This is a genomic window from Agrobacterium sp. CFBP2214 (assembly GCF_030209895.1).
In the GTDB taxonomy this organism is placed as follows: domain Bacteria; phylum Pseudomonadota; class Alphaproteobacteria; order Rhizobiales; family Rhizobiaceae; genus Agrobacterium; species Agrobacterium radiobacter.
In genome coordinates, this window is record NZ_JARVRC010000001.1 from 229,416 (window position 1) to 254,129 (window position 24,714).

Consider the following 24,714-nt stretch of genomic DNA (forward strand, 5'->3'; position numbering starts at 1 on the left):
GTCTTATCCCTGCCATGTTTCCATTGCCGTCCAGTCGCATGTGGGGGACGCGGCTGCAAGTGAAAATTCGGCGATGGAAAAGTGGAAAAGATTGCCGCCGCCGGGCGGCTGGTCCTTACTGCGGCTGATGTCACGGCCTTCGATATGGCATTTCAGGAGCGTACCCACGCCACCATGACCAACAAAGGCGATCGGCTGCCGCGGATCGTGTCGCTCGAAAACGGCTTTGACGGCCCCGACAATCCGCGCCTGCGCATCGATTGCGCGCTCCCAGCCGTGAAAACTTTCTTCGGGGTTGGCGAAGAACCAGTCCGCCGCCTTCTCGAATTCCGGCGGTGGCAGGAAGCCGGTGGCAGACCGGTCATTTTCATGCATCGCCTCGACGATCTCTATCTCCGCTTGGGAGGTTTCGGCGAGGATGCGGGCGGTTTCGATCGCCTTGGTTTCGGCGCTGGAAACAATGCGGCGTAATGACCGCGCCCAGGGCAGGCGGCTCGCCTCCCGTGCCCGCTCGGCCCCTCTCTCCGAAAGCCCCCATTCGGGAACGGGAACATCCGCATCGATCTTGACCTGGGGATGGGTGATGTAGAGCGCATGCATGGCAATCGGTCCTCAAAGGCGATGGAAAGGGCAAATCAACACCCTAACTATTCGTCGCGACCGGGAAATGACGGCCTTGCCTATCCTGTCGAGCAATCAGGCCCGCGTATAGGTCCACAATTGCGCCGGCGGAATATTGCGCACGATAAAATCGAAATGGCGGATATGGTAGAGGTGCGGCTGCGCGACGATCGGGGAGATCGGACCGTAGGATATCTGCACGACGGGACGGCCGTGGGGCACGCGCTTCAGCAATTCGTCAAGAAGCTTGATACGGGCGGCCATGGGGAAATTCAGCATCGGCACGGCGGAGACGACGCTGTCGAACATCTGGCCCTTGTGCTCGCCAAGCGTCGCATCGAGATCGAAGGCGTCGCCATTGATGAAATTGACGCCCGGATAGCTCCTGAGCAGCTGATTGTAGAAATCGGTCGAATATTCGATGGCGGTCAGGTTCTCCGGCTTGATGCCGCGCGCCAGAATGGCCTTGGTGATGACGCCGGTGCCGGGGCCGAGTTCTAGAACCGGCAGGCCGGAATGGGGATTGATGACACTCGCCATTTTTTTCGCCGTGATGGACGATGTCGGCACAATGGCCCCGACTTTTTTCGGCTGGCTGACCATGCCCTTGAAAAAGCGGATTTCTTCCTCAAATTTCTGCTCAAGCCGTTGCTTCAGGTTAAGTGCCATAGTTCCCTCAGATGCTTTTGGTCATTATCAAAAAACTGTTACGTACTGTTGATCCCATTTGGCGCAAAAACAAGGCAAAATGTCGTAACTGGAAAAATTCGCTTCCGACGTGAAACCTTCTTCCACCGAATCAAAAAACGCCGGTGAAGCAGTTCCCCGGCGTTTTTGATGAAACTGATGAGAAATGCGCGTTTTCAAACGCGCATCGGCATCAGAACATAAAGCGCATCATCGCCAGCGGTATCGCGAACCAGCGTCGGCGAGCCGGCGTCGGCCAGCAGGAAAATCGCGTCTTCACCGGAAAGCTGCGAGGTGATGTCTAGGAGATATTTGGCATTGAAGCCGATTTCCATCGAATCGTTGTCATAACCGACGGCCACTTCTTCCGTCGCACTGCCCGAATCCGGGTTGTTGACGGTCAGCGTCAGCTGGCCGTTGGTGAGCGCGAGCTTGACGGCGCGGCCGCGCTCGGAAGAAATGGTCGAGACGCGGTCGACAGCCTGCGCGAAAGTCTGGCAATCGACGCGCATTTCCTTGTCATTGCCGGTCGGGATCACGCGCTGGTAATCGGGGAAGGTGCCGTCGATCAGCTTCGAGGTCAGAACGACCGAACCGATGGTCAGGCGGATTTTCGCATCCGAGACTTCGACGGTGACTTCCAGTTCCGGGTTGTCCATCAGCTTCTGCAGCTCGCCGACGGTCTTGCGCGGAATGATGATGCCAGGCATGCCTTCGGAACCGGAGGGCGCATCCACATCGGCGCGCGCCAGACGGTGACCGTCGGTGGCGACAGCGCGCAGCTTCAGGTCGCCATTGCTTTCAATGGTGTGGAAGAAAATGCCGTTCAGGTAATAACGCGTCTCTTCGGTCGAAATCGCAAACTGCGTCCGGTCGATCAGCATCTTCAGGTCGGTCGCCTTCAGTTTGAAGGTGTGGCTGAAGGTGCCGGCGGTCAGGTCGGGGAAATCCGTCTCCGGAAGGCATTGCAGCGAGAACTTCGAGCGGCCGGAGGCAACGGTCATCGAGGAGCCGTCCGGGTTGGTCGCCAGAAGCACCTCGGAACCGTCAGGCAGCTTGCGCACGATTTCATAAAGCAGGTGCGCCGGCACGGTGGTGGCGCCCGCCTGCTCCACCATGGCCGGGGTCGCTTCGGTGATTTCCAAATCGAGGTCGGTCGCCTTCATGTCCAGATTGGCGCCGGATGCGCGCAGGAGGACGTTGGACAGGATCGGGATCGTGTTGCGACGCTCGACAACCCGGTGGACGTGGTTCAGCGATTTCAGAAGGTTCGACCGCTCAAGAGTAATACGCATGGACGCTACCGCTTTCAACCGTTGCGAACCGGCCACCGCCGGATCGGCAAGAAGAGTCTTCACCGGCCGCAAAGCCGGACAATGTGGACGGGCAAAATGGCAGAGTTATTGCAGAAAATGCAAGAGCCGAGTGCGTCTGCCGCCGCTCATTTTGCTGCTATACAGCATGATCCACAGGCTTGAACCATCCATGGAGCTTGTTCGCCGGTTTTCTATTGCCCATAAAGAGGGAAAACCGGAGCGACCGGCCGGGAATGATCGGCCAGAATGATTGGAAGCCGTGTGACGGAAGAAATATCGAACAGCGACAACAGAGACAAGAAGAGCTTCAGGATCGGCACGGCCACCATTGCGGCACGACCGCTGGAGCCCGCCCTTTATCTCGTGGCCACGCCCATCGGCAATCTCGGTGATATCACCATTCGTGCGCTGGAAACGCTGGCCTCGGCCGATGTTCTCGCCTGCGAGGATACCCGCGTCACCCGCATCCTGCTCGAACGTTACGGTATCCGCACCCGCCCGCTCTCCTATCACGAGCACAATGCCAACGAAGCGGGACCGAAGCTCATCGCAGCTCTCGAGGCCGGAAAATCCGTGGCGCTGGTATCGGATGCCGGAACGCCGCTGGTTTCCGATCCCGGTTATCGCCTCGGTCAACTGGCGCTTGAAGCCGGGCATCGCGTCGTGCCGGTGCCGGGCGCTTCTGCGCCGCTTGCCGCCCTCGTCGGCTCGGGCATGCCGAGTGACGCCTTCCTGTTTGCAGGCTTTCTGCCTGTGAAAGATCGCGGCAAGCGCGACCGTTTTGCCGCGCTGGCGAAAATCCCCGCAACCCTGATCTTCTTTGAATCGCCGCATCGTATCGGTGCTTCCGTCAAAGTCGCGTCGGAGGTGCTCGGCCGCGACCGCCGCGCCGTGGTCTGCCGTGAACTGACCAAGACTTTCGAGGAATTCCGGCGTGGCACGCTCGGCGAGCTTGCGGATTATTATGATGGCGACCGGGTGGTGAAGGGCGAGATCGTGCTTCTGGTGGAGCCGCCCTCCTATGATGAGATACCCGATATCGAGGATGTCGAGAAGCTTCTGAAGGATCTCGTCGCCACCATGTCGGCCGCCAAGGCCGCGGGTGAAGCGGCGAAGCTGACGGGCCTGCCGCGCAAGGAGCTTTATCAAAGGCTGCTGGATATGAAGGAAACGGATGGCCGCTGACGGGCGAAGCAATGAAAGGCGCAAAGCCGAACGACGCGGCCATGCTGCGGAATATTGGGCGGCACTTTATCTGCTGCTGAAGGGATATCGCATCCTCGCCATTCGTTATCGCACCCGGCTGGGGGAAATAGACCTCATCGCCCGCAAGAAGGACCTCGTTGCCATCATCGAGGTCAAGGCGCGGTCCTCAGGAGCCGGTGCGGTTGATGCTGTCGGCTTCCATTCGCAGCAGCGCATCCGGGCGGCCGCCGATCTCTGGCTCGCCCGCCGCAAGGATGCCGCGCGGTTTTCACTGCGTTTCGATATTGTCGCGGTCCTGCCGCATCGCCTGCCGCAGCATTTCATCGACGCCTTTTGAGGGGAGGGAAACAATGTCCACCGAACGGGAAAAAATGGCCGCGGGCGAATGGTACAGCTGCATGGATACTGAGCTGGATATATTGCGCTGGCGGGCACGAAAGGCCGTCCACCAGCACAATACGATGCCGCCGGATGAGCGCGGGGCGATTGCACCGCTGCTGCGCACCCTCTTTAATTCTGTCGGGGAAGGCGCATTTCTTGAAGCGCCGTTTCATTGCGCTTACGGTTTCAACATTACGCTGGGCAAAAATGTTTATCTCAATGCCGGCTGCACCATTCTCGATTCCGCGAAGGTCGCGATAGGCGATGGCGCGATGCTCGGGCCTGCTGTGCAGATTTATTGTGCGGAACACCATCTGGACCCGGTGCCGCGGGCGCAAGGCATTGAAATCGCGAAGCCTGTGACGATCGGGCGAGATGTCTGGATCGGCGGCGGAGCGATCCTTCTGGCGGGCATCACCATTTGTGACGGCGCGATTGTCGGCGCCGGTTCGGTGGTGACGCGCAATGTGCCGCCGGGCGTGACGGTGGTGGGAAATCCGGCTCGGCCCATAAAGCGTATAGCCGACTGAGAGTTTCGCCAGCTGCTGTAATAAATCTGACATGGAACTGTCAAAGAGGCGTCATCGAACGCCTCTATTCGCATCCTCACCCCAATAAATGGTGGAGAGGATTTAGTAATGTTGAAGAAGATTTCCATGGCCGCAGTGGCCGTCAGCATTTCGGCGACGTCTTCCATGGCTGCTACCAACATCACCTGGTGGCATGGCATGGGCGGCCGTAACGGCGAAGTCATCAACGAAGTTTCGCAGAAGTTCAACGAAGCCCAGAAGGAATGCGCTCTGACGCCGGTTTCCAAGGGCTCCTATGAAGAAGCGCTGGCCAGCGGCATCGCTGCTTTCCGTTCGGGCGAACAGCCGAACATCCTCCAGGTTTTTGACGCTGGCGCTGCCACCATCATCAACGCCAAGGGCGCTGTCATTCCTGCCGAAGACCTCATCAATAACGCCGGCTACAAGTTCGACCGCGACGCCTTCATCAACGGCGTGCGTTATTTCTACGCTGCCGCTGACGGCAAGTTTGTCGGCATGCCGTTCAACTCCTCCGCTCCCATCATGTATGTCAACGACGAAGCCCTGAAGAAGGCCGGCGTCGAAGCCCCGAAGACCTGGGAAGAGTTCGAGAAGGTTGCGCCGAAGCTGAAGGAAGCCGGTTACATTCCTCTCGTTCAGTCGCAGCTGACCTGGCAGTTCACGGAGAACTTCTTCTCCCGTAACAACATCCAGTTCGCCACCAACAACAATGGTTACGACAGCGTCACTGACACCAAGCTCAAGGTCACCGACCCGAACCTCGTCATGATGTTCGACAAGCTGAAGGACTGGAAGGACAAGGGCCTGTTCGCCTATTATGGTGCCGGCTGGAACGACAACCAGAAGCCGTTCGAAGAAGGCAAAGTCGCTTTCTGGATCGGTTCTTCGGGCTCCTTCGGCGGCCTGCAGAAGACGGCGACCATGCCGTTCTCGGCAACCTTCCTTCCCTACTGGGGCTCCATCAAGGGCGCCGGCACCAACTCCTTCATCGGCGGTGCAGCTCTCTTTGCAATGTCGGGCAAGTCTGAAGCCGAAAATAAGTGCGTGGCTGACTTCTTCCAGTTCCTGACCTCGCCGGAAATCCAGGTCTTCTACCACAAGGCAACCGGTTACGTCGCCATCACCAAGGCCGCTTACGAAAAGGCCAAGGCTGAAGGCTACTACAAGGAAAAGCCGGTTGCGGAAGTCGGTATCCAGCAGCTGTCGCTGCCGGGCGGCGAATGGTCGAAGGGTTACCGCTTCGGTTTCTATCCGCAGATCCGCGCCGTCATGGAACGCGAATATAACCGCATCTTCTCCGGCGAAGTCACGCCGAAGGCTGCTTTCGAGATCATCGAGAAGGAAGGCAACGACATTCTCGCCCGTTTCGCCAAGACGGCCGGCTAATCGGCCCGTTTTAAACCAACGATAGTTGTCGAGCCTCCTTTCCGCCGGAAGGGAGGCTCGCTCTTGGATAAGGAAGCGAAAACGTGGCCTATACATCCTCACAACCGAGCCGATTTTCCGGCCGGTCCGCAAAGCCCGGAAAACCGCCGAAGGCTGCTGAAGCCGGCATGAAGCGCGTGCAGTTCTCCTCGTCCTTCGTGCCATATCTGTTTCTGGCGCCGCAGCTTGCGGTGATCTTCATCTTCTTCTATTGGCCGTCCGTTCAGGCCGTGCAATCTTCCTTTTTTATCGAAGACCCTTTCGGATTCGGCGCGTCCTTCGTGGGCTTCGCCAATTATTCGGATGCGATATTCAGCCCGGAATATCTCGGCATCGCTAAATTCACGGTTGTTTTCACCGTGTTGGTAACCTTCTTTTCGTTGGCGCTCGGCCTTCTGCTTGCGGTCAAGGCTGATGCGGTCATTCGCGGCAGTTCGACATACAAGACGGTGCTGATTTCCGTCTACGCCATCGCGCCGCCTGTCGCGGGTCTCATCGGCATGATGTTCTTCGATCAGCATATCGGCCCCTTCGTGAAGATGGCGGCGTTTCTCGGCTGGGACATGAAGGTCGGCCTCAATTATTTCGATACGGCGTTCGCCATGATCGTCGTCGCGGTCTGGAAGCAGATCCCCTACAACTTCATCTTCTTCCTGTCCGGTCTCCAGGGTGTGCCAGTCTCCGTGCGGGAAGCCGCCTCCATCGACTGCCGCTCCGGCTTTCGCCGGTTCTGGACGGTGATCATGCCGCTTCTGGCGCCCACGGCCTTCTTCCTGCTGATCATCAACATCACCTACGCGCTCTTCGACACATTCGGCGTCATCGACGTGATGGTGAAGGACAAGGCCGCCAACAACCCGATTACGCTGGTCTACAAGGTGTTTCTGGACGGTTTCCGCGGCAATGATATCGGCGGCTCGTCGGCCCAGTCCGTCATCCTGATGCTGGTCGTCTTTGTTCTCACCATCATCCAGTTCCGCTTCATCGAAAAGCGCATCCACTACAATTGAGGGAAAACCAATGTACAAGACAAAACCCCTCGATCATCTGGTGCTGATCATTGGCGCGCTGTTTCTGATCCTGCCTGTTATCGTTGCCTTCATGACGTCCACTCACACGGCGGCGGAAATCCACCGCAGCGGTCTGGCGATCGTTCCCGGCGACAATTTCATCGAGACCTACGAAAAGGTTCTGACCCAGAAGGGTGGTTTCACCGGACAGGTGACGGGCCTCAACATGGTGCTGAATTCGCTGATCCTCGGCATCGGTTTTGCTGTCGGCAAGATCGTCCTGTCGATGACGGCCGCCTATGCGATTGTCTATTTCCGCTTCCGTTTTGCAACGCTCGCCTTCTGGATCATTTTCACCACGCTGCTCCTTCCGCTGGAAGTGCGCATCATGCCCTCCTATGAGGTCATGAGCAAACTCGGTCTACTGAATTCCTACACCGGCCTCATCGTGCCGCTTCTGGCGTCTGCGACCGGAACCTTCTATTTCCGGCAGTTCTTCAAATCCATTCCGGAGGAATTGCTGGAAGCCGCCCGCATAGACGGTGCGGGTCCGGTCAAGTTCTTTATCGATGTGATCATCCCGCTTTCCCGTACCATGATGGCGGCGATCTTCATCATCATGTTCGTCTACGGTTGGAACCAGTATCTCTGGCCGATGCTGATGACGAATGACGAAAAATTCTTCACCCTGATGCGTGGCATCAAGTCGATCCTGCAGGTCTGGGTCGGTTCGCAAATTCCCGATTACAACGAAGCTTTCGCGCTTGCCGTTCTGGCCATGCTGCCGCCTGTGATGATCGTCGTGATCTTCCAGCGCTGGTTCATCAAGGGCCTCACCGAAAGCGACAAATAAGGAAACCGAAATGGCCGCGATAGAAATCAGTCAGGTCTGCAAAGACTATCATGGCGGCGTGCGCGCCGTGCATCACGTCGATATCGACATCAGGGACGGCGAGTTCATCGTGCTCGTCGGCCCCTCCGGCTGCGGCAAGTCCACGCTGCTGCGCATGGTCGCCGGGCTCGAGGACATCTCCGAAGGCACGGTGAAGATCGGCGACCGGGTGGTCAACCAGACCGATCCCGCCGATCGGGATATTGCCATGGTGTTCCAGAACTACGCGCTTTACCCGCATATGTCGGTGCGCGAGAACCTGGAATACGGGTTGAAGAACCGCAAGACACCGAAGGCGGAAATCGATGCGCGCGTGGCCGAAGCCGCGCGTATGCTGCAGCTTGAACCCTATCTGGAGCGCAAGCCGCGCGCCCTTTCCGGTGGCCAGCGGCAGCGTGTCGCCATGGGTCGCGCCATCGTGCGCAAACCGGCGGCTTTCCTGTTCGACGAGCCCCTGTCCAACCTCGATGCCAAGCTGCGCGTTTCCATGCGCGGCGAGATCAAGCGCCTGCAAAAGCGTCTCGGCACCACCTCTATTTACGTCACCCACGATCAGCTGGAGGCCATGACGCTGGCCGATCGTCTTGTTGTGCTGAATGGCGGCCGTATCGAACAGATCGGCGCGCCGCTTGATGTCTACCACACGCCCGCCTCCACCTTTGTCGCCAGCTTCATCGGCTCTCCCGCCATGAACCTGCTGAACGCCGAGTTGCATGGCGATAGCCTTGCCGTCGGTCCGGCACTCGTTGCGCTCAACGGTTTTGCACCCACCTCCGGCCCGATAACGGTGGGCATGCGGGCGGAAGATTTCCGCCTCGCTGCGGCAGGTGAACAGGGCTTCCCGCTTCGGGTCGATTATATCGAGGAACTGGGTTCGCAGCGTCTCATCCACGGCATGATCGGCGACCAGAGCCTGACAGTTGCTTTCCCGCCGGATGTCGAGGTTCCGTCCGCGCTCTCCGTGACGATCGCGCCGGAAAAACTGCATTTCTTCTCCAGCGAAACCGGCAAGCGCATTGCCGGCAAAGCGGAGCAGCTGGCGGCGCAGCCCGCGCAGATGGCGACGGCCTGAGCGCATCACAGAAATCGGCGCGATGAATAAAATTGCGCCGATTGTCAAAACCGCTTTGTTACGATCCCGATGATAGAAGACCTCCAATATTTCACGGGGGTTTTCTAATATGTCCTTCAAAATGATGTTCGCTGCCGCGGCAACCATGGCGGTCCGCACAATGCCGATATTGCCGGCCTATTTGCGTCGGTCAAAAGATGAGGCTGTCGTCAGCGCATCCTGCACCGATCTGCGGCTTCAGCCGGCCCCCATCAATCCGGACTGGATCATTTCCGGTAACCCCCAGGCGCGCGCGGCGGATCACTCCAGAAGCGGCGACCGTGCTTCCAGCACCGCCATGTGGGATTGCACGGCGGGGGAATTCCGCTGGTTCTTCGGCTGGGATGAAACCGTCTATATTCTGGAAGGCGAAGTGCATGTAACCGCGGAAGACGGTTCCATCAGCATCCTGCGGGTCGGCGATGTCGCCTATTTCCCTGCGGGAACATGGGCCACCTGGCGGGTGGATGATTATGTCCGCAAGGTCGCTTTCATGCGCCGCCCGTTCCCCAAGGCGCTGGCTCTCGCCTATCGCGTCAAGAACAAGCTGTTTGCCGGCCGTTCCTATAAGCTGGCGGCCTGAACCCATAAAACCTTCCGATGGGCGGGGCCGGTGCGGCGCCGCCAACGGAATTGTGAAGGTTCAATAAAACTCACACGAACCACCGCTTGCAGCAGTTGCCTTTGAATGGTCGCTGCCCTACATCTTCAGGGTTTTCTGAAGCGTTTCCGGGTCCCTCCCGGTACTGCAGGGAAGCTTGAAAAGGCGAGGCAATGGGCACGGCGGGCCGGGAAAGCGTCCGCATGCTGCAAGAGGAACATGCGCATGGCGAAGATCAAGAACGTCGCGATCCAGATGGATCATGTCTCCGGCATCAATATCGCCGGTGACTCCACCTTCGCCATGAGCCTCGAGGCGCAGGCACGCGGATACCGGCTGTTCCATTACACACCTGAGCGCCTTTCCATGCGCGATGGCAAGATTTACGCCACGGTGGAGCAGATGGAACTGCGCGACATCAAGGGCGACCATTTCTCCCTGTCGGAGCCGGAGCGTGTCGATCTCTCGACCATGGATGTCATCCATCTGCGTCAGGATCCGCCCTTCGACATGGCTTACATCACGTCCACCCACCTCTTGGAGCGCATTCACCCCAGAACGCTTGTCGTCAATGACCCCGCCTGGGTCCGTAACTCGCCGGAAAAGATTTTCGTCACCGAATTCGCCGATCTGATGCCGAAGACGTTGATCACCAAGGACGTGGAGGAAATCGCCCGCTTCCGCAATGAAATGGGCGATATCATTCTGAAGCCGCTTTATGGCAATGGCGGCGCGGGCGTCTTCCATTCCGCGCGCGACGACCGCAATTTCTCCTCGCTGCTGGAGATGTTCGGCCAGATGTTCCGCGAGCCCTACATTGCCCAGCAATATCTGCCTGACGTCCGAAAGGGCGACAAGCGAATCCTCCTGGTGGATGGCGAGCCGGTGGGCGCGATCAACCGCGTACCGGCGGAAAACGATGCCCGCTCCAACATGCATGCCGGTGGGCGGCCGGAACCGACGGAACTGACGGCGCGCGAGAAGGAAATCTGCCGCCGCATCGGTCCGGCCTTGCGCGAGCGCGGTTTCCTCTTCGTCGGCATCGACGTGATTGGCGACTATATGACAGAAATCAATGTCACCTCGCCGACCGGCATTCGTGAAGTGCGCAAATTCGGCGGCGCCGATGTCGCAAGCCTTTTGTGGGACGCGATCGAGAAAAAGCGCGAAGCTCAGGATTTCTGACGCGACCTGCTGCCGATCCAGCTTTGTTCCATGAGTGCAACTAGATACAACTAAAATACATCGTCAGCGGGAAATTGTTCGCTGGATGTTCTTGTTTTATTCTTCGCCCTGTGGCACGTTGCTTGCGGGTGGCCGCAACAGGGCATGAAGCTCTGGTGATGCGGCCGGTTTGCGGGGCAGGCCATGGTGGCAAGGGTCAATACGGTTGCATTTCAGGGCATAGAGGGTGTGCCCGTCGAGGTGCAGGTCATGGTCGCACCAGGAAAGGTCGGCATCCAGATTGTCGGCCTGCCAGACAAGGCGGTGGCCGAAAGTCGGGAGCGGGTGCAGGCCGCCCTGCATGCCTCGGGTCTGGCGCTGCCGGCGAAAAAAGTCACCGTCAATCTCGCGCCTGCGGATTTACCCAAGGAAGGATCGCATTTTGATCTTCCCATTGCGCTTGGCCTCATGGCTGCCTTGGGGGCGATACCGGCAGACGTGCTGGGACGTTATGTGGTTCTCGGCGAACTCAATCTTGATGGCACCATCGGTACGGTTTCGGGCGCCCTGCCGGCGGCTATCGGCGCCAATGCACTCGGCAAGGGGCTGATCTGCCCGGCTGAAAGCGGGCCGGAAGCGGCCTGGGCCGGAGCCAGTATCGATATTCTCGCCCCGCGCAGTCTCATTGCACTCGCCAATCATTTTCGCGGCACACAGCTTCTCGCGCGCCCGACGCCCGCCATCCGCGCCAATCCGGTTAATCTGCCTGATTTAGCTGACATCAAGGGACAGGAGAGTGCCCGGCGCGCGCTGGAGGTGGCCGCCGCTGGCGGCCATAATCTGCTGATGGTCGGCCCACCCGGTTCGGGTAAATCCATGCTCGCAGCCCGCTTGCCTTCCATCCTGCCCCCGCTGGAAGTGGCGGAGTTGCTGGAAGTGTCCATGGTCCATTCCATCGCCGGCCAATTGTCGGGTGGCAAGCTGTCGGACCGCAGGCCTTTCCGCACGCCGCACCATTCCGCCACCATGGCGGCGCTGATCGGCGGAGGGCTGCGTGCCAAACCGGGCGAAGCTTCGCTTGCCCATCACGGCGTTCTTTTTCTGGATGAGTTCCCGGAATTTTCGCCGCAGGTGCTGGATGCGCTTCGCCAGCCGCTGGAAACGGGCGAATGCATCATTGCGCGAGCCAATCACCGCGTCAGCTATCCGGCAGAAATCCAACTCGTTGCGGCCATGAACCCCTGCAGGTGCGGCATGGCGGGAGAGCCGGGTTTCAACTGCGCCCGAGGCCAGCGCTGTGTAACCGATTATCAGGCCCGCATTTCCGGACCGTTGCTAGACCGTATCGATATCCGCATCGACGTTCCCGCTGTCTCCGCCGCCGATCTCATTCGCCCCGTGGTGGCCGAGCCGAGTGCGGTGGTGGCCGCCCGGGTCGCCCGGGCACGCCTTGCGCAGCAGGAACGCTACGCGGCGGCGGGATTTGCCGCCATTCGCACGAACGCTCGCTGCACGACGACCCTGATAGAAAAATATGCCGAGCCGGATGCATCCGGGCTGCAATTGCTGCGCGATGCCGCCGAGCGGCTGAAGTTTTCCGCGCGCGGTTATCATCGCATTCTCAAGGTTGCCCGCACCCTGGCCGATCTGGATGGCAAGCAGACGGTTGGCCGCATCCATGTGGCGGAAGCTGTGTCCTATCGTATCGCAGGGGAAAGGCTTACGGCGGCGGCGTAAAAGGTCGCCCTTTGTGCTTTGCCTCAGAAACCATTGTGCCGCCAGCGGGGCCAGCGGCACATCGGGATATCCACTCACCGGATGCGGGATCGCACCGCACTCGAAAGCGTGGCTTAAAGCCCAAGGCCTTCGAAAAGCGCCGTCGAAAGGTAGCGTTCCGCAAAGGAAGGAATGATGACGACGATGTTCTTGCCGGCATTTTCCTCACGCGCACCAACCTTGATGGCCGCCGCCAGCGCCGCACCCGAGGAAATGCCGACAGGCACGCCTTCCAGCCTCGCCGCCAGACGTGCGATTTCGAAAGCCTCGTCATTGGTGACGGTGACGATCTCGTCATAAATGCCGGTGTCGAGGATGGCCGGGGCAAAACCGGCGCCGATGCCCTGAATCTTGTGGGGGCCGGGGTTGCCGCCGGAAAGAACGGGGCTGTCGGCGGGCTCGACGGCAATGACCTTCACTTCGGGCTTGCGCGATTTCAGCACCTGGCCCGTGCCGGTGATGGTGCCGCCGGTGCCAATGCCCGAGACGAGAATATCGACCGTGCCTTCGGTGTCGTTCCAGATTTCTTCCGCCGTCGTCTTGCGGTGAATATCGGGATTGGCAGGGTTTTCGAACTGCTGCGGAATGATGGCGTCGGGAAGGGTCTCGGCCAGTTCCTGCGCCTTGGCGATGGCGCCCTTCATGCCCTTCGGGCCTTCGGTCAACACCAGTTCGGCGCCGAGCAGGGCCAGCATTTTCCGGCGTTCAACCGACATGGTTTCAGGCATGGTCAGGATCAGCTTGTAGCCCTTCGCGGCGGCTGCAAAGGCGAGGGCAATGCCCGTGTTGCCGGAGGTCGGCTCCACCAGTGTGGTCTTGCCGGGGGTGATCTTGCCCTGCGCTTCCAGAGCTTCGATCATGGCGACGCCGATGCGGTCCTTCACGGAAGCGATGGGATTGAAAAATTCGAGCTTGGCGAGAAGGTTGGCCTTCACGCCCTTCTCCTTCGCCAGCTTGTCGAGCCGCACGATCGGCGTATCGCCGATTGTTTCCGTAATAGAGGAATAGACGCGTCCGCGTCCGGGCTTTCTGGCTTCGGGCATGATATTCTCCTGTGTAAAGACCGCAAGATTTGAGCGGCAGAATAGGAGCAATAGCTTTCTCAAGCTAGCGAACGTTCGTCCTAATATCCCTGAACTACAGGAATAATTTCACGATAAATCGCATAAATGCACGAATTTGTTTTACGTGCTGCGGATCGCGATCATGGTCGCCGTTCCCGCCAGAATACCCGCGGCCGTGCGGTTGAGGATCGTCAAGGCGCTCGGCCTTTTCAGGAGGTTACGCGCCTTGGCCGCAAGCAGGATATAAGGCAGGAGAACCGCCATCAGCACGACGAAGGTGATGGCGAGAAGTGTCGCATATTCCGAAGGGCCGATCATGCGGATATCGATCAGCGTCGGCACCAGCGCCACATAAAACAGCATGGTTTTCGGATTGCCAAGCGTGATCAGCAGGCCGGAGAGAAAGGACATCGGCATGCTGGTGCTTTTCTTGGCCTTGAGTTCCTGTGGCAGCAGGCCGGCGGTCCAAAGCTTCCAGGCGATATAGAGGAGATAGGCAGCGCCCGCGAATTTCAGCACCATGAAGGCTTCCTGAAAGGTTTGCGCAACGAAGGCGAGGCCCAGTATCACGCCGGTCAGGTAAATCATGTCGCCCAGCACCAGCCCGAGGCCCATGAAGAAGGTTTCCCGAAAGCCCGATCCCAGCGCCCGCGCCACGATCGCCGTCATGCCGGGGCCGGGAATGGCGGCGGCGATGAAGAGGGCTGTTGCATAGGCGAAAAGGGTCGTCAGCGTCATGATCGTGTTTCCCGGAAAATCCGCCAAATCCATAGCGAAATTGCCGGGCAAAGACAATCAGTCCACTCCCTCCGTCCTGCCGCGCCGGCAGAACACACGGTCTGATCAAGCGGGCTGCCCAGCGTGGCGGCCAAGCGGTGTGGCTAAACGCCGGTGGAGCCGAAACCGCCGGCGCCTCGCGCCGTCTCGGAGGTCTCCGTCACCTCGCTCACGATAACCTGGGTTACCGGCGCAATCACCATCTGCGCGATGCGCATGCCGCGTTCGATGACAAAAACGTCCTGGCCCAGATTGGCGAGAATGACTTTCACTTCGCCGCGATAATCGCTGTCCACCGTGCCGGGAGAGTTGAGGCAGGTGATGCCGTTCTTGATGGCGAGGCCGGAGCGGGGGCGGATTTGTGCCTCGTAGCCTTGCGGAACCTCGAAGATGAAACCGGTCGGGACCAGCGCGCGTTCACCCGGTTGCAGGGTAAGCGGTTCACCGGTGGGCACGGCAGCGCGCAGGTCCATGCCGGCGGCGCCACGGGTTTCGTAGGACGGCAATTCGAGGTCTGCGCCATTGGCGAGACGGACGAGCCGGAGAAGGGGGCTATTGTCATTTTGAACGGTCATGCGGCATTAGTTTGCCGAGATCGCGGCAAGGTCAATTGCAAATGCGGGCCTGAAACGCTAGATAGCCCGCAATTCCACAGGATTTGTCAGATGGCCGAAACACTTGCCGAGGCGGTCTCCCGCCGCCGCACCTTTGCTATTATCGCGCACCCGGACGCGGGTAAGACCACGCTTACCGAAAAACTGCTGCTGTTCGGCGGAGCGATCCAGCTTGCCGGTGAAGTGAAGGCAAAGAAGGACCGCATCCAGACCCGTTCGGACTGGATGAAGATCGAGCGCGAGCGCGGCATTTCGGTCGTCACCTCGGTCATGACCTTCGAATATAACGACCGGGTCTTCAATATTCTCGATACGCCCGGCCACGAGGACTTTGCCGACGACACCTATCGCACGCTGACGGCGGTGGATGCGGCAATCATGGTCATCGACGCCGCCAAGGGTATCGAGCCGCGCACGCTTAAGCTCTTCGAAGTCTGCCGTATGCGCGATATTCCGATCATCACCTTCATCAACAAGATGGACCGCGAAAGCCGCGACCCCTTCGAGATTCTGGATGAGGTCGAGGAGAAGCTCGCGCTCGATACCGCGCCCATCACCTGGCCGGTCGGTCGCGCCAAAACCTTCTGTGGTGCCTATAATCTCGCCGAAAATACCTTCCGCGGCAACGATACCCAGGTTGACGGACTGCCGGTCAACGGCCCGCAGGCGGTTGCCGATCGCCTGCCGGAAAATGAACGGCAGCTTTTTGTCGAGGAAACAGAGCTTGCGCTGGAAGCCTGCCGTCCTTTCGATCGTCAGGCGTTCCTCGAAGGCCACATGACGCCGGTGTTCTTCGGTTCGGCGCTGCGCAATTTCGGTGTGCGTGACCTCATCAATGCGCTCGGCGATTTCGCGCCGCCGCCGCGCGATCAGGTGGCGGATACCCGCACCGTACATGCGGCTGAAGAGAAAATGACGGCCTTTGTCTTCAAGATTCAGGCCAATATGGATCCGAACCACCGCGACCGTATCGCTTTCGCCCGCATCTGCTCCGGCAAGCTGGAGCGTGGCATGAAGGCGCGGCTTGCTCGCACCGGCAAGCAGATGGGGCTGACCGCGCCGCAATTCTTCTTCGCTTCGCAGCGCCAGCTGGCCGATACCGCCTTTGCGGGTGACGTGGTGGGCATCCCGAACCACGGCACGCTGCGCATCGGCGATACGCTGACCGAAGGTGAAAATCTTGTTTTCCAGGGCGTTCCGAACTTCTCGCCGGAAATCCTGCGGCGCGTACGTCTTGAGGACGCCATGAAGGCGAAGAAGCTGAAGGAAGCCCTGCAGCAGATGGCGGAAGAGGGCGTTGTGCAGCTCTTTTCGCCGGAAGACGGCTCTCCCGCCATCGTCGGCGTCGTCGGCGCGCTGCAGCTCGATGTGTTGAAGGAGCGCCTGATGGGCGAATACGGTCTGCCGGTCTCCTTCGAAATGTCGCGTTTTTCGGTCTGCCGCTGGATTTCTTCCGATCAGCCGGCGGAAATGGACAAGTTCCTCAACGTCAAACGCGGCGATATCGCTCGCGATCTGGACGGCGATCCGGTGTTTCTGGCGCAGGACGCCTTCTCGCTACGTTACGAATCCGAGCGTTTTCCGGCGATCAAGATGGTCGCGATCAAGGAATATCACGTCGCCAAGGCGGCGTGATATTAGCCGGATTGCACTTTGAATGCCAAGGGCTTAGTTTCCCCTGAAACGGGAAACTGGTCCGGCATCATGACGCTTTCAGGCAAACATATTCTCCTCATCATCTCCGGCGGCATCGCGGCCTATAAGAGCCTTGATCTCATCCGCCGCCTGAAAGAGCGCGGCGCGAAGGTGACGCCAGTGATGACGAAGGGCGCGCAGGAATTTGTCACCCCGCTTGCCGTCGGCGCACTGTCCGCCACCCATGTCTTCACAGAGCTCTTTTCCCGACAGGATGAACAGGATGTGGGCCATATCAGGCTGGCGCGCGACTGCGACCTCGTGCTGGTGGCTCCCGCCACAGCCGATCTGATGGCGAAGATGGCGCACGGTCTGGCAGATGATCTTGCCTCCACGATTCTTCTTGCGACGGATCGTAAGGTGCTGGTGGCTCCGGCGATGAACCCGAAAATGTGGTCTGCCAAACCGACGGTACGAAATGTCGAAACGCTGAAAAAAGACGGGGTGTTTTTCATCGGACCCATGGTCGGTGAGATGGCAGAGAAGGGCGAGGCTGGTTTTGGCCGTATGGCCGAGCCATTGCAGATCGTCGAAGCCGTCGCCGCACTGCTGGATGAGGGGCCAAAGCCCCTGAATGGCAAAACGGCGATCGTCACCTCCGGCCCCACGCACGAGCCGATCGATCCCGTGCGCTATATCGCCAACCGTTCCTCTGGCAAGCAGGGCCACGCCATTGCGGCGGCTCTGGCGGAGCTGGGAGCAAAGGTCACGCTGGTTTCCGGCCCCGTCACGATTGCGGATCCGGCAGGTGTTGAAACGGTGCATGTCGAGCGCGCCGAGGAGATGCGCGATGCGGTCATCTCGAGGCTGCCGGCGGATATCGCCGTCATGGTCGCCGCCGTCGCCGACTGGCGGGTGACGGGCTCATCGGAACAGAAGATCAAGAAGCAGCCGGGCGATGCGCCGCTGGCGCTGCAGCTGACGGAAAATCCCGATATTCTCAAAACCGTCGGCCATCATGAAAAGCGTCCGACGCTGGTGGTGGGTTTTGCCGCCGAAACGCAGGATATCGAGAAGAACGGCCGGGCGAAGCTGGAACGCAAGGGAGCGGATTATATCGTCGCTAACGATGTCTCGGCGCAAACCGGAATCATGGGCGGGGACCGCAACAGCGTGAAAATCATTTCAGCTGACGGTGTCGAGGCCTGGCCGGATCTCGACAAGACCGAAGTCGCAAAACGTCTGGCGGCACTGATCGCGGAGAAACTCGCATGAGCCTGTTCGATCGCAAGACATTCGACAGGGTGCTTGGCGAATGGCCGGGCGTCCGGTTCGTCGATCAATGGGATTCACATGTCGCCAAGGTGGGCGACAAGGTCTTTGCCGTGCTTGGTGAGCGGGAGGACTGGCGGCTGGTGGTGAAATGCTCGGAAGAGAGCTTCGAGATATTGACCTCACTCGAGGGCATCGCGCAGGCACCCTATTTTGCGAAACGCAAATGGGTGTCGATTGCCGATCATTCACCGCTCGAACAGGAGGAATTGGAGCACTATGTGCGCCGTTCCTACGAGCTTGTCGCGGCCGGCCTGACAAAAAAGCTGCGGGGCGAACTCGGCATCGTGATCGATACCGCGCCCCGTTTATAATTTACCGTCAGTTGACCTTCTTGTCCTTGCCAATGATCTGGCGGACACCTTCTTTGGTGAAAGGCTGCAGGAGCTGCGGCACAAACCCCTTTGCGATCTCACCCTTGATGCCGATATCGGTGGAAGAGGGCCGGTCGGGGTTGTGGTAGGACCCGAAAATGAGATCGAAGATGACGAGGTTTTCGCCGTAATTGGTGTTTCCTTCCGGAAGCTGCTTCGAATGGTGCCAGCGGTGCAGGCGCGGCGTGCTGAAGATATAATCGAGCAGCCCCGTTTTCATATCGACATTGCAATGGGTCAAAATACCGATGAAGGCGGTCACGGCGCCGAGCCACCAGAAAACCTGAAGCGGCGCACCCATGAAATAGAGCGGAATCTGGCTGAGCGCGATCTTGAACAGGGAGTCGGCCACATGAAACCGACCGGTATTGACGACCCAGAGCCGCACGACGCTGTGATGCAGGGCATGGAACCGCCAGAAGAATACCGTTTCATGCGCAATGCGGTGGGCCCAGTAGAGACCGAATTCGGCAATCGTCACCGCAAGCGCGACCTGGACGATCATTGGCAAATGGGAAGGCCACAGGTCGAACCGCATCGCCGCCAGCGGCTGCAGAACATTCGCGGCTACCATCGGGAAGATTGCCGCGGCGGCGGCAGCGAGTTGTACGAGCCCCTTCGTCAGAAGCGTGTGACCGATGCTGTTGATGGTCTCACCATCCCCCTCAAGCCATTCGACTTCATAGGGAATATAGCGCTCGAGGAGAAACAGGCTGAGAACCGCGCCCGCATAGACGGCGAGAAAGGCTGCGATCGGATGACTGCTCGCAAAAGCGAAATAGGACCCGACGAGGCCGCCGACGAACACCAGTGGCCAGGAGGTATAGGAAAGGGCTGCTTTTAGTACTTGCGCTTTTGCCATCAAAATCAAATCCTGTCCGGCGTATCCGTCTCTACCACCGGCGCACTTCCGCGCAGGCTTCCGAGCAACCCTTACCCGCACCAATCACCTGTCTTGGCTAGAGATCAGACCCTTATCGCTCCAATGCATTACACAAACATGGCACATAGCGGTACCGAAATGCTCAGCTCACCCTGATCGCAATATAGAGAAGCGTCAGCGCAATGACCCAGAGAGCGATCCGTCCCCATTTGGTGTGGCGCGCTTCCGCCTTGCCAATGGCTTCCGCCGTCTGCGCATCAAAACGCAGGCCATTCTCGCTCATATACATCAATTCGGAATGCAGCTTTTCCGTCTTGGCGGCAATCTCCGGTGCTGCCTCGGCAAGCTTGAGGGCGGCTTTCACGCCATCCTTCAGATCGGTGACGACACGTTTCGGTCCGAGATTGTCCCTGATCCAGCCGCCAACGACCGGGTCTGCCGCCTTCCACATGTTGAAGCGCGGATTGAGCATGCGCGACACGCCTTCCACCACCACCATGGTCTTTTGCAGCATGACGAGTTCCGGCCGCGTCTCCATGTCGAAAAGCTCGGTCACTTCGAACAGCAGGGTCAAAAGCTTGCCCATGGAGATCGTCTCGGCCGGCTGGCCGTGGATCGGTTCTCCAATGGCGCGGATCGCCTGCGCGAAACTGGCTTTGTCGTGGTGGCCCGGCACATAACCGGCCTCGAAATGCACCTCAGCCACCCGCATATAGTCGCGGGTAATGAAGCCGTAGAGGATTTCGGCAAGGAAGCGGCGTTCCTTTTTGCCAAGGCGTCCGGCAATGCCCATATCGACGGCAACGATCTCGCCCTCAGCATCCACGAAGAGATTGCCGGGATGCATGTCGGCGTGGAAGAAGCCATCGCGCAGCGTATGCCGCAGGAAGGACTGGATCAGCGTATCGGCGAGCTTGTTCAGGTCGTGGCCGGCGGCCTTCAGGCCCTCGATATCCGACATCTTGACACCGTCAATCCATTCCATGGTGACGACATCGCGACCGGTGCGCTCCCAATCCACCTCCGGAACACGGAAACCCGGATCGTCCTTGGTATTTTCGGCAAGTTCGGAAAGGGCGGCGGCCTCTAGCCGCAGATCCATCTCGATCTTGGTGGTCTGCTCCAGCGTGCGCGTCACCTCGACGGGGCGCAGGCGGCGGGCGGAGCGGACGAAACGCTGCTGCAGGTCGGCGATCAGATACATCGCCTCCAGATCGTTCTGGAAACGCTGGCGCACGCCGGGACGGATGACCTTGACGGCCATCTTGCGCGGCCCTTTTGGTGTATCCACCATTGCCGGGTGCACCTGGGCAATGGAAGCCGCGGCGATCGGATCGCCGAATTCCCTGTAGAGTTCAGACACCGACCGTCCGAGCGAGCCCTCGATATTGGCCTTCGCCGCAGCGGCCGGGAAAAAGGCCATGCGGTCCTGAAGGCTTGCGAGATCGTCGGCGAAGTCGGCGCCTACCACATCCGGCCGGGTGGCGAGAAACTGACCCATCTTCACATAGGAGGGCCCGAGCCGCTCCACAGCCACCGCCAGCCGGTCGCTGCGCTGCGCCCGTTTCGCCTTGCTGCGGGCGAATGGCTTCAGCAGCGCTTTCAATAATTGGGCGGGAGCAGGCAGGTCGTCGGACGGCAGGGCCAGCACGACGCCTTCGCGCACGAGAACCCAGCCAACCCTTGCGAGGCGGAAATATGCGCCCAAAGTACTCATGCTTATGCTTGTCTCCTGCTTTTACCGGCCATGGTCTTAAAGCTTCCAGCCGGAATGCAGGGCGGCGATGCCGCCGGTGTAATTGGTGTAGGTCACGCGGGAGAAGCCGGCGGTGCGGATCATCGTCGCGAAATCTTCCTGATTGGGGAATTTGCGGATCGATTCGACCAGATACTGATAGGGCTCGGCATCACCCGTGATCATCTTGCCGAATTGCGGAATGGCGTTGAACGACCAGGCGTCATAAACACGGTCGAGCAGCGGCATATCGACTTCGGAAAATTCCAGCACCAGCAGCCGCCCGCCACGCTTCAAGACACGGTGTGCCTCTTTCAGCGCGACATCGATGCGCGGCACATTGCGAATGCCAAACGCGATCGTATAGGCGTCGAAACTATTCGCCTCGAAGGGCAGCTCCTCGGCATTGGCCTCCACGAAGGTCAGATTGTCGGAAAGCTTCTTTTTTGCCGCGCGCTCCTCGCCGACGGCCAGCATCGAGCCGTTGATATCGAGAACGGTGGCATGCGCCAGACGGTTGGAGGCTTCGATGATACGGAAGGCGATATCGCCGGTGCCGCCCGCAACGTCCAGAATCTTGTAGGACGGGTCCTTGCGCGGCGAAAGCGAAGAGACCATCGCGTCCTTCCACAGCCGGTGCAGGCCAGCCGACATTACGTCATTCATGATGTCGTAGCGCTTGGCCACCTTATGGAAGACCTCGTTGACCAGCCCCTGCTTTTTGCCTTCGTCCACCTTGTGGAAGCCATAGGACGTTTCCATGCCGCCTTGGGCAGTGGTACGGGCGTCGGTCATCGTCTGTCTCCATATTTATTGCGTGGCGGACCATAGCGGAAACGCCATGGCAACGCTATCTGTTGCCGCATCGCCTGGGCGCGACATTTCGCGTGCACTGTATAGACCACATGGTCCTAACGATAAACTGTCGGATAAGCCAGATGCCAGAATTGCCAGAAGTCGAAACCGTCAGACGTGGCCTTGCACCTGCTATGGAAGGGGCAAGGGTCCGCAGGCTGCATCTCGGCCGCCCGGATCTGCGCTTTCCTTTCCCGGAGGATTTCGCGGGGCTGATCGAGGGCAAGACGATCATATCGCTCGGACGAAGGGCGAAATATCTTCTCATCGAGTTGGAAGACGGGCTGACGATCGTTTCCCATCTCGGCATGTCCGGTTCGTTTCGTATCGAGGCGGAAACGGATGAGGCTGACAAGACGCCCGGCGCGTTTCATCACGCCCGCTCGAAGGACGGCAAGCACGACCATGTCGTCTTTCATCTCGATCAAGGAGAAGAGCGTGTCTGCGTCATCTATAATGATCCGCGCCGCTTCGGCTTCATGCATCTGGTGGAGCGCAACAAGCTCGATCTTTACCCGGCCTTTGCCGAGCTTGGCCCGGAGCCGACAGGCAATGCGCTGAGCGCGGATTATCTGGCGAGCCGGTTTGAGGGCAAAAGCCAGCCCCTGAAAAGCACCCTGCTGGACCAGAAGGTCATCGCTGGCCTCGGCAATATCTATGTCTGTGAGGCGCTGTGGCGCGCGCATCTTTCGCCCCTGCGGGCCGCGGGAACGCTGGTGACGAAAGGTGGCAAGCCCAAAGCACAACTCGTCGATCTGACGGAGAAAATCCGCGATGTCATCGCCGACGCCATCGCCGCCGGCGGGTCCTCATTACGAGACCATATACAGACGGACGGAACGCTCGGTTATTTCCAGCATTCCTTTTCGGTCTATGATCAGGAAGGCCAGCCTTGCCGGACACCCGGCTGCGGGGGTACGGTTGAAAGGGTGGTGCAGGCCGGTCGTTCGACCTTTTATTGCGCCGCCTGCCAGAAGTAACGCTGTCGGAGTAACGGAGAAGGGGAGACTGCCGTGGAGTATGAAACGATACTGGTCGAGAAACGCGATGAGGTGGGTGTCATCACCCTCAACCGCCCCAAGGCGCTCAACGCCCTCAATTCGGTGCTTCTGAACGAGCTGCGGCACATTCTGTCTTCGTTTTCCGCCGATGATTCCATCGGTGCGATCATTATTACCGGTTCGGAAAAGGCATTTGCTGCTGGCGCCGACATCAAGGAAATGCAGGGGCTGGATTTCGTCGATGCCTATGTCGGCGATTTTCTCGGCGGCTGGGACGAGGTTGCTGCCACCCGCAAGCCTGTTATCGCCGCCGTTTCCGGTTTTGCGCTCGGCGGCGGCTGCGAACTGGCGATGATGTGCGATTTCATCATCGCTTCTGATACGGCGAAGTTCGGCCAGCCGGAAATCACCCTCGGCGTCATTCCGGGCATGGGCGGCTCGCAGCGGCTGACACGGGCAGTCGGCAAGGCAAAGGCCATGGACCTGGTTCTGACCGGCCGCATGATGGATGCAGCAGAAGCCGAGCGCGCCGGTCTCGTGTCGCGTGTTGTGCCGGCTGCAAATCTGATGGACGAGGCGGTGGAGGCGGCTACCCGCATAGCTTCCCTGTCGCGTGCCTCCGTGCTCATGGCCAAGGAAAGCGTCAATCGTTCCTTCGAGGTGCCGCTTTCAGAAGGTCTGAGATTTGAAAGACGCTCCTTCCAGTCGCTCTTTGCCACGGCGGACCAGAAGGAGGGCATGGCCGCCTTCGTGGAAAAGCGCAAACCCGCTTTCCGGAATCGCTAAGGATTCGGAATATCGGCGCTTTTAAGCGTTTTGCGCGTTGACGGGCGTAAGCTTTAGCGGTATATGCCCGCCCACGGTTAAGGAAAGCCATCCGGCTTGTCCGAAATTACTCCCGCATTCTTGGGTTACGTGAGGTCTTCTAACGACCCGATCCTATGGTTGCGGAATTTGGTTTGAATTCGAAGAGAGGCATACATGGCCAATACAACTTCGGCGAAAAAGGCGACCCGCAAGATCGCTCGCCGTACCGCAGTCAACAAGGCTCGCCGTTCGCGCGTTCGCGGCTTCATCCGCAAGGTCGAGGAAGCCATCGCTTCCGGTGATCTGGCAGTCGCCACCGAAGCTCTGAAGGCAGCTCAGCCCGAGATCCAGCGCGCCGCCACCCGGGGCGTTCTGCACGGCAACACCGCATCCCGCAAGGTGTCGCGTCTCGCACAGCGCGTTAAGGCTCTTTCCGCCTAATCCGGCTAATCACAAATAATTATTCAAAAAGCCTGGTCTTTTGACCGGGCTTTTTGTGATTCTAACTGCCCGTTAACCATTGCTGCCGTAACGTGACAAACGCATGTCAGATGGACGACAGGAAATTTGCAGTAAAAACAATAACTTGCTGGAGGTCTCTGGAAAACTCAGGGGCTTTCTCTACGGAAGTCGCGGCTAGTTTTGAGTCAAGAAGATTTTTATTTTTTTGCCAAAATCCGCTCTTAAAAATTGCCAAAATTGAATCTCATTGATTCATAAGCGATTCTGCTTCGCACCCTGTCGGTGATGCAAAACGGCCTTTGCGAGTCAATGGCCGATCTGAGTTTTTGCAGAAAAAACGCCATTGATCTCTCCCCACGATCCTGCCTAAATGCATTTCAACAAGGGGTGCGGATCTCAGTCCACAGATTATCTCGATGATCGTATCGACGATA

At 59.1% G+C, this 24,714-nt stretch carries 25 protein-coding genes; 16 read left to right on the plus strand and 9 right to left on the minus strand.

The window, feature by feature from the left end; all coding sequences use genetic code 11:
- Nucleotides 1-3: 3 nt before the first annotated feature.
- The 3 genes from QRN60_RS01140 to dnaN form a co-directional block, all read right to left on the minus strand.
- Entirely contained in the window at nucleotides 4-600 is a 597-nt protein-coding gene (locus QRN60_RS01140; protein WP_099085722.1) for a histidine phosphatase family protein, read from the minus strand.
- Nucleotides 601-696: 96 nt separating this feature from the next.
- The gene (gene pmtA / locus QRN60_RS01145; protein ID WP_003503844.1) at nucleotides 697-1,290 is read right to left on the minus strand and encodes a phospholipid N-methyltransferase PmtA; all 594 of its coding nucleotides are present in this window, start codon (nucleotides 1,288-1,290) and stop codon (nucleotides 697-699) included.
- 194 nt (nucleotides 1,291-1,484) lie between these two features.
- Nucleotides 1,485-2,603, minus strand: a complete 1,119-nt coding sequence (gene dnaN, locus QRN60_RS01150) for a DNA polymerase III subunit beta (RefSeq protein WP_003503841.1) — start codon at nucleotides 2,601-2,603, stop codon at nucleotides 1,485-1,487.
- Between the two features lie 267 nt (nucleotides 2,604-2,870).
- On the opposite strand from dnaN, the gene rsmI reads away from it, so the two are divergent.
- From rsmI to QRN60_RS01200, 10 genes are all read left to right on the plus strand, one after another.
- The gene (gene rsmI, locus QRN60_RS01155; RefSeq protein WP_003503840.1) at nucleotides 2,871-3,809 is read left to right on the plus strand and encodes a 16S rRNA (cytidine(1402)-2'-O)-methyltransferase; all 939 of its coding nucleotides are present in this window, start codon (nucleotides 2,871-2,873) and stop codon (nucleotides 3,807-3,809) included.
- Nucleotides 3,799-4,167 (plus strand): YraN family protein, encoded by a 369-nt coding sequence (locus tag QRN60_RS01160; RefSeq protein ID WP_003503837.1) that lies wholly within the window; start codon nucleotides 3,799-3,801, stop codon nucleotides 4,165-4,167. The genes rsmI and QRN60_RS01160 overlap by 11 nt, the downstream gene beginning before the upstream one ends.
- A gap of 13 nt (nucleotides 4,168-4,180) precedes the next feature.
- Complete coding sequence (locus QRN60_RS01165) at nucleotides 4,181-4,741, plus strand: sugar O-acetyltransferase (RefSeq protein ID WP_129564637.1); 561 nt, start codon at nucleotides 4,181-4,183, stop codon at nucleotides 4,739-4,741.
- Between the two features lie 108 nt (nucleotides 4,742-4,849).
- Complete coding sequence (locus QRN60_RS01170; protein ID WP_129564636.1) at nucleotides 4,850-6,148, plus strand: extracellular solute-binding protein; 1,299 nt, start codon at nucleotides 4,850-4,852, stop codon at nucleotides 6,146-6,148.
- Nucleotides 6,149-6,231: 83 nt separating this feature from the next.
- Nucleotides 6,232-7,197, plus strand: coding sequence for an ABC transporter permease (locus QRN60_RS01175; protein ID WP_003503830.1), 966 nt, complete (start codon nucleotides 6,232-6,234; stop codon nucleotides 7,195-7,197).
- Between the two features lie 10 nt (nucleotides 7,198-7,207).
- A complete protein-coding gene (ugpE, locus tag QRN60_RS01180) occupies nucleotides 7,208-8,050 on the plus strand; it encodes a sn-glycerol-3-phosphate ABC transporter permease UgpE (RefSeq protein ID WP_003503828.1) in 843 nt (280 codons plus the stop codon).
- Between the two features lie 10 nt (nucleotides 8,051-8,060).
- The gene (locus tag QRN60_RS01185; protein ID WP_111781360.1) at nucleotides 8,061-9,161 is read left to right on the plus strand and encodes a sn-glycerol-3-phosphate import ATP-binding protein UgpC; all 1,101 of its coding nucleotides are present in this window, start codon (nucleotides 8,061-8,063) and stop codon (nucleotides 9,159-9,161) included.
- A gap of 109 nt (nucleotides 9,162-9,270) precedes the next feature.
- On the plus strand, nucleotides 9,271-9,783 hold the full coding sequence (locus tag QRN60_RS01190) for a cupin domain-containing protein (protein ID WP_003503825.1): 513 nt from the start codon (nucleotides 9,271-9,273) through the stop codon (nucleotides 9,781-9,783).
- A gap of 243 nt (nucleotides 9,784-10,026) precedes the next feature.
- Complete coding sequence (gene gshB, locus QRN60_RS01195; RefSeq protein ID WP_107675127.1) at nucleotides 10,027-10,986, plus strand: glutathione synthase; 960 nt, start codon at nucleotides 10,027-10,029, stop codon at nucleotides 10,984-10,986.
- A gap of 183 nt (nucleotides 10,987-11,169) precedes the next feature.
- Entirely contained in the window at nucleotides 11,170-12,702 is a 1,533-nt protein-coding gene (locus QRN60_RS01200; RefSeq protein ID WP_129564635.1) for a YifB family Mg chelatase-like AAA ATPase, read from the plus strand.
- Nucleotides 12,703-12,815: 113 nt separating this feature from the next.
- Here QRN60_RS01200 and cysK read toward each other — a convergent pair whose 3' ends face one another.
- From cysK to dut, 3 genes are all read right to left on the minus strand, one after another.
- Nucleotides 12,816-13,784 carry a cysteine synthase A gene (gene cysK / locus QRN60_RS01205; protein ID WP_003503821.1) on the minus strand — a complete coding sequence of 323 codons (969 nt, stop codon included), beginning with the start codon at nucleotides 13,782-13,784 and terminating at the stop codon, nucleotides 12,816-12,818.
- 141 nt (nucleotides 13,785-13,925) lie between these two features.
- Entirely contained in the window at nucleotides 13,926-14,543 is a 618-nt protein-coding gene (locus QRN60_RS01210) for a LysE family translocator (RefSeq protein ID WP_035212607.1), read from the minus strand.
- 143 nt (nucleotides 14,544-14,686) lie between these two features.
- Nucleotides 14,687-15,157 carry a dUTP diphosphatase gene (gene dut, locus QRN60_RS01215; protein ID WP_003503819.1) on the minus strand — a complete coding sequence of 157 codons (471 nt, stop codon included), beginning with the start codon at nucleotides 15,155-15,157 and terminating at the stop codon, nucleotides 14,687-14,689.
- A 90-nt stretch (nucleotides 15,158-15,247) separates the two neighbouring features.
- Between dut and QRN60_RS01220 the strand changes: the two genes are divergently transcribed.
- From QRN60_RS01220 to QRN60_RS01230, 3 genes are all read left to right on the plus strand, one after another.
- Complete coding sequence (locus QRN60_RS01220) at nucleotides 15,248-16,831, plus strand: peptide chain release factor 3 (protein WP_003503817.1); 1,584 nt, start codon at nucleotides 15,248-15,250, stop codon at nucleotides 16,829-16,831.
- A 69-nt stretch (nucleotides 16,832-16,900) separates the two neighbouring features.
- Entirely contained in the window at nucleotides 16,901-18,106 is a 1,206-nt protein-coding gene (coaBC, locus tag QRN60_RS01225) for a bifunctional phosphopantothenoylcysteine decarboxylase/phosphopantothenate--cysteine ligase CoaBC (RefSeq protein WP_003503815.1), read from the plus strand.
- Complete coding sequence (locus QRN60_RS01230; protein ID WP_003503813.1) at nucleotides 18,103-18,477, plus strand: MmcQ/YjbR family DNA-binding protein; 375 nt, start codon at nucleotides 18,103-18,105, stop codon at nucleotides 18,475-18,477. Before coaBC ends, QRN60_RS01230 begins: the two co-directional genes overlap by 4 nt.
- Nucleotides 18,478-18,484: 7 nt before the next feature.
- Here QRN60_RS01230 and olsE read toward each other — a convergent pair whose 3' ends face one another.
- The 3 genes from olsE to ubiE all read right to left on the minus strand — a co-directional run bounded on the left by olsE (nucleotide 18,485) and on the right by ubiE (nucleotide 21,950).
- Nucleotides 18,485-19,399, minus strand: a complete 915-nt coding sequence (gene olsE, locus QRN60_RS01235; RefSeq protein WP_003503811.1) for an ornithine lipid hydroxylase OlsE — start codon at nucleotides 19,397-19,399, stop codon at nucleotides 18,485-18,487.
- A 163-nt stretch (nucleotides 19,400-19,562) separates the two neighbouring features.
- Entirely contained in the window at nucleotides 19,563-21,137 is a 1,575-nt protein-coding gene (gene ubiB, locus QRN60_RS01240; protein ID WP_020811191.1) for a 2-polyprenylphenol 6-hydroxylase, read from the minus strand.
- A gap of 36 nt (nucleotides 21,138-21,173) precedes the next feature.
- The gene (ubiE, locus tag QRN60_RS01245) at nucleotides 21,174-21,950 is read right to left on the minus strand and encodes a bifunctional demethylmenaquinone methyltransferase/2-methoxy-6-polyprenyl-1,4-benzoquinol methylase UbiE (RefSeq protein ID WP_003503808.1); all 777 of its coding nucleotides are present in this window, start codon (nucleotides 21,948-21,950) and stop codon (nucleotides 21,174-21,176) included.
- A gap of 143 nt (nucleotides 21,951-22,093) precedes the next feature.
- Between ubiE and mutM the strand changes: the two genes are divergently transcribed.
- The 3 genes from mutM (at nucleotide 22,094) to rpsT (ending at nucleotide 24,259) form a co-directional block, all read left to right on the plus strand.
- Nucleotides 22,094-22,990, plus strand: a complete 897-nt coding sequence (gene mutM / locus QRN60_RS01250; RefSeq protein ID WP_087743273.1) for a bifunctional DNA-formamidopyrimidine glycosylase/DNA-(apurinic or apyrimidinic site) lyase — start codon at nucleotides 22,094-22,096, stop codon at nucleotides 22,988-22,990.
- A 33-nt stretch (nucleotides 22,991-23,023) separates the two neighbouring features.
- Nucleotides 23,024-23,797 carry an enoyl-CoA hydratase gene (locus QRN60_RS01255; RefSeq protein ID WP_129564634.1) on the plus strand — a complete coding sequence of 258 codons (774 nt, stop codon included), beginning with the start codon at nucleotides 23,024-23,026 and terminating at the stop codon, nucleotides 23,795-23,797.
- Between the two features lie 195 nt (nucleotides 23,798-23,992).
- Nucleotides 23,993-24,259 carry a 30S ribosomal protein S20 gene (gene rpsT / locus QRN60_RS01260; RefSeq protein ID WP_003493474.1) on the plus strand — a complete coding sequence of 89 codons (267 nt, stop codon included), beginning with the start codon at nucleotides 23,993-23,995 and terminating at the stop codon, nucleotides 24,257-24,259.
- The last annotated feature ends 455 nt before the right edge of the window (nucleotides 24,260-24,714 follow it).